This window comes from Spirillospora sp. NPDC049652 (assembly GCF_040675125.1).
Lineage (GTDB): Bacteria > Actinomycetota > Actinomycetes > Streptosporangiales > Streptosporangiaceae > Spirillospora.
In genome coordinates, this window is record NZ_JBFAOF010000266.1 from 1 (window position 1) to 8,122 (window position 8,122).

Sequence of the window (8,122 nt, forward strand, 5' to 3'; positions counted from 1 at the left end):
CGCGCCGTGCCGGGCGGCCCGGCTGGCGGCGCCTCCAGCGGCATGTCCAACGGAAGCCGCTCCCATCCGGTGCCCGGTGAAGGCCCCGCCCCGACGGACCGGGCCGGGAGCCGCAAGCCGGGGCGCCCCGCCGACGCGTTCCGGCGTTCCGAGCCGCCCGCCCTCCCCGCCGCCAACGACCGGCTGCTGCGCACCCCGGCCGGCGTGGAGTCCCTGGAGGACGCGCTCTCCTCCGTCCGCGACCTGCTCGACGCCGAGGGCGCGGCCGTGCTCCTCACCGAACGCGACGGCACCCTGGTCGTCGCCGCCTCCGCCGGGCTCACCAGCGAACCCGGCCCGGACGAGCTGTCGGTGGTCAACCTCGGCCCCGACGCCCGCGCCGGCATCCCCTGGGTCGCCGCCGACTCCTCCGACCCCGTCGCCGCCGCGCTCCGCGCCCGCTCCATGGCCGCCGCGCCCCTGGAGAACCAGGGCCGCCTCACCGGCCTGGTCGTCGCGGTGTCCGCCGAGCCCGGCCGGTTCGAGCCCGCCGACGGCGTCCGGCTCGGCCGGATCGCCGAGGAGATGGCGCTGTCGCTGGAGAAGGCCCGCGTCGGCGAGCTGGAACGGTCCTGGCGCGGCTGGCTCAGCTTCGTCGCCGAGGCCAGCGACCTGCTCGCCGGCACCCTCGACCAGGAGCGCACGATGGCCCTGGTCGCCCAGCTCGTCGTGCCGCGCCTGGCCACCTGGTGCGCCGTCTACACCGACACCGACGCGGGTCCGCCCGCCCTCGCCTACGTCTGGCACGCCGACGAGACCCGCACCGACGCCCTGCGCGCCCAGCTCGACCGCGCCCAGGGGCCCCGCCCCGACGCGCCCGGCCCCTGGCAGGGGCTCGCCGAGGGCACCGGACCGGAGGCCGCCGGCGCCGTCCACGGCTTTCCGCTCGTCGCCCGGGGACGCCGCATCGGCGCGCTGGTCATCGGCCGCGCCGCGGGGGACCGGTTCCCGCGCAGCGCCCTGGAGCTCGCCGAGGAACTGAGCCGCCGCGCCGCCCTCGCCATCGACAACGCCCGCCTCTACTCGGCGCAGACCACGATGAGCAGCGCGCTCCAGCGCAGCCTCCTCCCGCCCGGCATCCCGGACATCCCCGGCCTGGAGGTCGCGGTCGTCTACGAGCCCGCGGGCGAGGGCAGTGAGGTCGGCGGCGACTTCTACGACGTCTTCGAATGCCCCGACCGGGAGGGCGGCCCGGACGGCCCGCGCCTCCCCGGACCGGTCAGCCGCTGGCGCTTCGCGATCGGCGACGTGTGCGGCACGGGGCCCCAGGCCGCCGCCGTCACCGGCCTGGCGCGGCACGCGCTGCGCATCCTCGCCGCCGAGGAGCTGCCCGTCCCGGGCGTCCTCGGCCGGCTCAACCGGCTGATCCTCGGCGAGGCCGAGCGCGGGCGGCTGCTGACCCTGCTGCACGGCGAGATCACCCCGCGCCCGGACCGGGACGGTGTGACCATCGCCCTGACCAGCGCGGGACATCCGCCGCCGCTGATCCTCGATCCGGACGGGACGGTCCACGAGGTCGGCACCGCGCAGCCCCTGCTCGGCGTCTTCGACGACGTCGCCTTCCACGCCGACACCGTCGAACTCCACCGCGGCCAGGTGCTGCTGTGCGTCACCGACGGCGTGACCGAGCGCCGGCACGGAGGCCGGCTGCTCGGCGACGAGGACGGCCTGGAACGGCTTCTCGCCGGATGCACCGGGCTCAGCGCGGGCGCGGTCGCGGCCAGGATCCAGCGGGCGGTCCGCGACTTCGGTCCCGAACCCTCCAACGACGACGTCGCGCTCATCGTCCTACGCGCGTCATGATGAGACCGGCTATCGGTAAGGTGGTGTGGTGTGGGGCTTGCCTTGCACACGACTCGAGATGACGACCGCGCGACGATCGCCGCGCGCGGCTCAATTGACCTGCACTCTTCCGACGAGTTGCGGGCCCGGCTGACGGAGTTGCTCGACGCGGGGGAACGCGCGGTGGTCGTCGACCTGGCCGCGGTGGACTTCTGCGACTCCTCGGGGCTCAACGTCCTCGTGCGCGCCTACAAGCACGCACGCGCCCAGAACGCCTCGCTCACGGTGACCGGCGCATATGGCCGGGTCGAGAACGTTTTGCGCACCACCGGCCTGGACAGATTCCTCCTCGATGACGCCGAGAGGGAAGTGGGGCCGTGACGGGGGCTGTGACCGAAACCACACTCCGGGCGGCGCCGCAGACCGAGGCCGTCGAATACGCGCGCCGTCTCGCTGCCCGCACCATGCGCACGTGGGCGCTGCTGGAGCGTGAGGAACTGGTCACGGCCATCGTCGCCGAGCTGGTCGCCAACGCCGTCAGGCACGCGGGGACGGCGCTCGAACTCCGCCTCCAGCGCGTCAACGGACGGGTCCGCATCGAGGTCCGCGACCGTGCCAGCCAGCTGCCGCGCCTCACCGTCCCCGGCCCTCTGGACGAGTCGCACCGCGGCCTGTTCATCGTCGACCGCTTCGCCACCGCCTGGGGCGCCGAACCCGTCACCGGCGGCAAGGTCGTCTGGGCGGAAGTGGCTCTGTAACCCGCCCTGAGAGTGGCTCTGCGCCCGGCGTAGCCACCCCCGGGCGACCCGCGTCAGGCTGACGCCGTCGCCCGGGGGCGGCCGCGGTGAGCGGATCCCCCGGGTATCGGTCAGTCGAGACGGCGGTACAGCTCGGCGACCATGAACGCCAGGTCGAGGGACTGGCCGCGGTTGAGCCGCGGGTCGCAGGCCGTCTCGTAGCGCTGGTGCAGGTCCGCCTCGTCGATCTCGTCCCCGCCGCCCACGCACTCGGTGACGTCGTCGCCGGTGAACTCGATGTGGATGCCGCCCGGGTGGGTGCCGAGCGAGCGGTGCACCGCGAAGAACCCGGCGACCTCGTCCAGCACGTCGGTGACCCGGCGGGTCTTGTGCCCGGACGGGGCCTCGAAGGTGTTCCCGTGCATCGGGTCGCACACCCACGCGACCGGCGCCCCGTTGCGGGTCACCTTCTCCACCAGCGGCGGCAGCGCGTCCCGGATCCGGTCGGCGCCCATCCGCGTGATGAACGTCAGGCGGCCCGGCTCCCCGTGCGGGTTGAGCTTGTCCATCAGCGCCAGGGCGTCGTCGGCCGTGGTCGTCGGGCCGAGCTTCACCCCGATCGGGTTGTGGATGTGCCTCAGGAACTCCACGTGCGCGCCGTCCAGCTGCCGGGTCCGCTCGCCCAGCCACAGGAAGTGCGCCGACACGTCGTAGGGGGACCCGGTGCGGCTGTCGATGCGGGTCAGCGCCCGCTCGTACTCCAGGATCAGCGCCTCGTGGCTGGAGTAGAACTCCACCCCGTGGAACTCGTCCGGGTTCGCCCCGCACGCCTTCATGAACGTCAGCGCCCGGTCGATCTCGCCCGCGAGCTGCTCGTAGCGCCGGCCCGCCGGGCTCTGCGCGACGAAGTCCTGGTTCCAGGCGTGCACCTGCCGCAGGTCGGCGTAGCCGCCCTTGGTGAAGGCCCGGCAAAGGTTCAGCGTGACCGACGACGAGAAGTACGCCTGCAGCAGCCGCCGCGGGTCGTTCCGCCGCTCCTCGGCCGCGAACGCTAGGCCGTTGACCGCGTCCCCCCGGTAGGCGGGCAGCTCCACGCCACCGCGCACTTCCACCGGCTTTGACCTCGGCTTGGCGAACTGCCCCGCCATCCGCCCGATTTTCACCACCGGGACGCTGGCCGCGTAGGTGAGCACGACCGCCATCTGGAGCAGGGTCTTGAGCTTGTTGCGGACGTCGTCGGCGGTGGCTCCGGCGAAGGTCTCCGCGCAGTCGCCGCCCTGCAGGACGAACGCGCGCCCGTGCGTGACCTCGGCGAGCTGGTTCTTGAGCTGGTCGCATTCCCCCGCGAAGACCAGCGGGGGCTGTTTGGCGAGTTCGGCGGCCACGGCCTCGACCTCGGCCGGGTCGTCCCAGGTGGGCTGCTGCAGTGCCGGGAGGCCGCGCCAGGCGTCCAGCTCCCCGGTGACGCTTGATGTACTCACGGTGGACAAGGCTATGGCACACCGCGCCCGCCGGGCCTAGCAGGACGGCGCACTCGGCATGATTCCGACACCGAACGGCCACCTGGCGGACACCCGGGAACACGAACGCCGCCGCGAAAGCGATTTCGCGGCGGCGTCCGGCAGGGTCTGGCGGGGAGTGGCGGGGACCCGAACCTGGGCTGCGGGGCCAGGGGAGGGCCGCCGGTCAGGCGGCCCGGATGCGCGAGCGGGGATCCACCGCGTGGGGGAGCGGGCGCTCTCCGGCCGTGGTCAGAGTGCGTGCCCCCGCCGGTTCGTGCTCGGTGGCCATCTGCCGCAGCCGGCGCAGCGACCGGTCGGTGATCTGCCGCACCCGGTTGTGGCTGAGCCCGTACCGCGCGCCGATCTGGGCGTAGGACAGCGGCTGGCCGTTGTCCATGCCGAAACGTGCGCGCAAGATCGCGGACTCCCGCTCGGGCAGCCGCTCCAGCATGCGGCCGAGGCCCTCCAGGTCGTCCAGCGCCACGACCTCCGCCTCCGGCGTCACGGCCTCGGGGTCCTCCAGGAGGTCGCCCATGGCGGTCTCACCGGCGTCGTCGACCGTGGCGTCGAGGCTGGCGGGGTCGCGCCGCCAGCTCAGCAGCTCGTCCACGTGCTCCGGGTCGGCGCCCACGGTCTCGGCCAGCTCCTCGCGGGTGGGCTCACGGCCCAGCTCGCGGCTCAGCTGGCGCTCCGCGCGCCGCAACCGGGACAACTCCTCCTCAACGTGGACGGGCAGGCGGATCGTGCGGGCGGTATGGCTCAGCCCGCGTCCGATCGCCTGCCGGATCCACCAGGTCGCGTACGTCGAGAACTTGAAACCACGTCGGTAGTCGAACTTCTCCACAGCGCGCATCAACCCGAGGTTGCCCTCCTGGATGAGGTCGATGAGCGGGAGCGAGTCTGTCGGGTACTTGCGGGCGATGGAAACGACGAGTCGGAGGTTGGCCTCGACGAAGCGCTGCTTGGCGCGCAACCCCGCCTGGACCAGCTCCTCCAGCTCCTCCCGCGAGGTGCCGGAGGGCACGCGGTCCTCCTCGAGCAGCTGCTCGGCGTAAAGCCCGCCCTCGATCGCCTTCGCCAGGTCGACCTCCTCCACCGCGTCCAGCAGCGGGGTACGACCGATCCGGTCGAGATACGCCCCGACGAGGTCCTTGTCGGGGGTGTCGACCCTGTCGCCCTTGTTACGGGTTGCAGCCATCCTGACCCTTCTCCGGTGCGATCTCCCTAAGAGGAGAACGCTAATTACCGCCCTGTGATTCCCGACTTGGGAATACTTCGGTGGTGCACGCCGCTCTACCTGACCTGATACCCGGACCGAGGAGAAAACGACATGGCGACGGTCACACTGACCGCGGACAACTTCGACGAGGTCGCCAAGGGCGACGGCATCGTCCTGGTCGACTTCTGGGCGGCGTGGTGCGGACCGTGCCGCATGTTCGCCCCGGTGTTCGAGAAGTCCGCCGAGAAGCACCAGGAGATCACGTTCGCCAAGGTCGACACCGAGGCCGAGCCCGAGCTCTCCCAGCGCTTCGGGATCTCCTCCATCCCCACGCTGATGGCGATCCGGGACGGCGTGATCGTGTTCGCCGAGCCGGGCGCCCTCCCCGAGCAGGCGCTCGAGAGCGTCATCGAGCAGGTCGAGAAGCTGGACATGGAGGACGTCCGGCGCCGTCTCAAGGCCTGACGCACTGCTCCTTCCGGCCGTCCCCGTCCGGGGCGGCCGGAACGCTGCGTCCGCCAAACGAGCGCCCGCCCAGGACGGGACGCAGCGCCCCCGGATGAGCCCTGTCCCACATGGGCGAACGCTGCGCGCGTGGGATGCACGATGATGGACGCGTGCTCGCCGACGTCGTCGAATACCTCATCTGCCCCGTGTGCGGCCAACCTCTCGCCCAGGGCGACCGAGGTCTGCGTTGCCCGGAACGGCACAGCTTCGACGTCGCCAAACAGGGCTATGCGAACCTGCTGCCGGGCAACGCCCGCCCCGGCACGGCCGATACTCCCGAGATGGTCCGCGCCCGGGACGCGTTCCTCGCCGCAGGGCACTTCGCCCCCATGGCCGGGGCGCTCGCAGAGCTCGTATCGAGCTCACTGGGGGACGAGACCCCACACCAAGGTTGCCTTCTGGACGCCGGCGCAGGCACCGGTTACTACCTGAGCGCCGTCCTGGACAAGCCCGAGGCGCAGAAGATCCCCGGCCTTGCCCTGGACCTCTCCAAGCACGCCGCTCGCCGGGCGGCTCGCGCGCATCCGCGTATCGGTGCGATCGTCGCGGACCTCTGGCAGCCCCTGCCCGTCGCAGATGGCGCGGCGCTCGCCATCATCAACGTCTTCGCCCCCAGGAACGCGGCGGAGTTCCACCGGGTCCTCCAGCCGGACGGCTCACTCATCGTGGTCACACCGTCCAGCCGGCACCTGGGACCGCTCGTGGACGCGCTCGGTCTTCTCAAGGTGGACGAACAGAAGGCGGAGCGCACCGACGCCGCCCTCGCTGAGCACTTCGAGCTTCTCTCACGCGACGATCTCGAATTCGAGGCGTCCCTCGCGCACGAGGAGGTCCTGACCCTCGTGGGGATGGGCCCGAGCGCTCATCACATCTCCGCGGACACTCTCGCGGCGAGGCTCAGCGAACTGCCCGACCCCTGCCCGGTGCCACTGTCGTTCGTGCTGTCGCGCTTCCGCCGCAAGTCATAGCCTTGGCCTGAGCCGCCGGCCCGGAGATCTCGAGTAGAACCTGGGGAACATCGCCTGGGACGAGCAGCGGCCAGAACCCGTCGCCGTCTCCGTCCAGCACCTCATACATGAACGAGACGGCCGCCCCGCGTATCGACGCATCCAGTAGCACCCGCTGCAATGCCTGCCCCGCGCGTATCCACGCTCCAGGCCCGTCGCCCTGCGTGGAAAGCACCGCTCGCCGGGTGGTGTCGCCAGCATTCGCCGGGAGCGGATGGAGCGTCACGCCCTCCAAACGGACCGCCTCAGCGAGCACGTTCAGGAACGATCCGGTAGGGGGACACGCCGTGTCGGGGCGGCGCCTGGGAAACGGCCTCATGCTCGCCGCGTAGAGAAGGCGTTCGCCTCTGGAGGTGCGATGAGCGCGCACCAGGCGCACGCGCGCGAGGAGAGCCGGGGCATCTCGATCAGGCAGCAGGCGGACGACCGTTCCATGGCCGAGTTGTGCGGCCGCCAGCCGCAGGTTCACCAGAGCGGCGCCGCAACCGAGATGGAGCCCTCTGCCCCACGGGTCGTCCATGGCCCGGAACCGGCCGGGCTCCGCCCAGACCTCGATCCCCTGGCCCGAAGGGCGGAACCGCCAGGCACGCACATTGTGGACCGGCGTTCCCATGGTCGCGGCGACGACGAGGCTCTCAGCCGAGGACAGGCTGCCGGCGGGGAGGAACGGGTACATGCGGCGCTCCCTGGGACCACCTGGACGAGATGAGCCGAACCGTACCGCACGCCGATTCGGGGACCTGTGGGGCGACGACCTGCGCTTGGTGACGCCGATTTGACCATGCTCGGAACGACTCCTAAAGTCTTCATTGCCCCAAGGGGATGCGGGACGCCGACACCGGCGGACGGCCCCGGGGAGTTAGACCGGAAAACCGGTTCGAGCGAGTCTCGGGCTGAGGTACGATGGTGTGGTAAGCCTGAGACGGGATGCAGGACGCTGAAGAGGCGGTCGGCCCGGCAGGCACTCCGCGAGGTAACAACATCAGCCGACTTCGATTCGGTCGATCGTTGACGTCCGCGGAGCCGGTGAAGCTCACGAGTCGGATCGCTGGAAACAGACGGTTTGACAAGCGAGATGAGCCGGGTAAGTTAGAAGGGTTGCCCCGGAGCAAGGCTCGCGAGAGCGGGTGGAGCGCGGTGGGTGTCCGTTTCTTGAGAACTCAACAGCGTGTTAAAAGCCAGTGCCTTTATAGATCAGGCAAGGCCTGATCACCCCGTGCCTCGGCCGTTTCGGTCGGGGTGGGGATTTCTTTGAGGCAAGCGACCTTTTCGGAGGTTGTTTTGCTGGGATCTTCGGATCCTCCTTCGGGTTTGGCAGGTCCCGGGTTC

At 71.2% G+C, this 8,122-nt stretch carries 7 protein-coding genes; 5 read left to right on the forward strand and 2 right to left on the reverse strand.

What is annotated here, in order from left to right; genetic code table 11:
* The 3 genes from AB0J52_RS18555 to AB0J52_RS18565 all read left to right on the forward strand — a co-directional run.
* Positions 1-1,842: SpoIIE family protein phosphatase (locus tag AB0J52_RS18555; RefSeq protein ID WP_500182830.1), on the forward strand; the 1,842-nt coding region annotated here is incomplete at its 5' end.
* A gap of 30 nt (positions 1,843-1,872) precedes the next feature.
* Entirely contained in the window at positions 1,873-2,202 is a 330-nt protein-coding gene (locus tag AB0J52_RS18560) for an STAS domain-containing protein (protein WP_500182831.1), read from the forward strand.
* An 8-nt stretch (positions 2,203-2,210) separates the two neighbouring features.
* On the forward strand, positions 2,211-2,579 hold the full coding sequence (locus tag AB0J52_RS18565) for an ATP-binding protein (protein ID WP_500182832.1): 369 nt from the start codon (positions 2,211-2,213) through the stop codon (positions 2,577-2,579).
* Positions 2,580-2,689: 110 nt separating this feature from the next.
* Here the strand turns inward: AB0J52_RS18565 and AB0J52_RS18570 are convergent, their stop codons facing one another.
* Positions 2,690-4,039 carry a class II 3-deoxy-7-phosphoheptulonate synthase gene (locus AB0J52_RS18570; RefSeq protein WP_500182833.1) on the reverse strand — a complete coding sequence of 450 codons (1,350 nt, stop codon included), beginning with the start codon at positions 4,037-4,039 and terminating at the stop codon, positions 2,690-2,692.
* A 205-nt stretch (positions 4,040-4,244) separates the two neighbouring features.
* Positions 4,245-5,258 (reverse strand): sigma-70 family RNA polymerase sigma factor, encoded by a 1,014-nt coding sequence (locus AB0J52_RS18575; protein ID WP_500182834.1) that lies wholly within the window; start codon positions 5,256-5,258, stop codon positions 4,245-4,247.
* Positions 5,259-5,390: 132 nt separating this feature from the next.
* On the opposite strand from AB0J52_RS18575, the gene trxA reads away from it, so the two are divergent.
* Both trxA and AB0J52_RS18585 read left to right on the forward strand, forming a co-directional pair.
* The gene (gene trxA / locus AB0J52_RS18580) at positions 5,391-5,744 is read left to right on the forward strand and encodes a thioredoxin (protein WP_500182835.1); all 354 of its coding nucleotides are present in this window, start codon (positions 5,391-5,393) and stop codon (positions 5,742-5,744) included.
* Between the two features lie 134 nt (positions 5,745-5,878).
* On the forward strand, positions 5,879-6,754 hold the full coding sequence (locus AB0J52_RS18585; protein ID WP_500182836.1) for a putative RNA methyltransferase: 876 nt from the start codon (positions 5,879-5,881) through the stop codon (positions 6,752-6,754).
* Positions 6,755-8,122 lie beyond the last annotated feature (1,368 nt).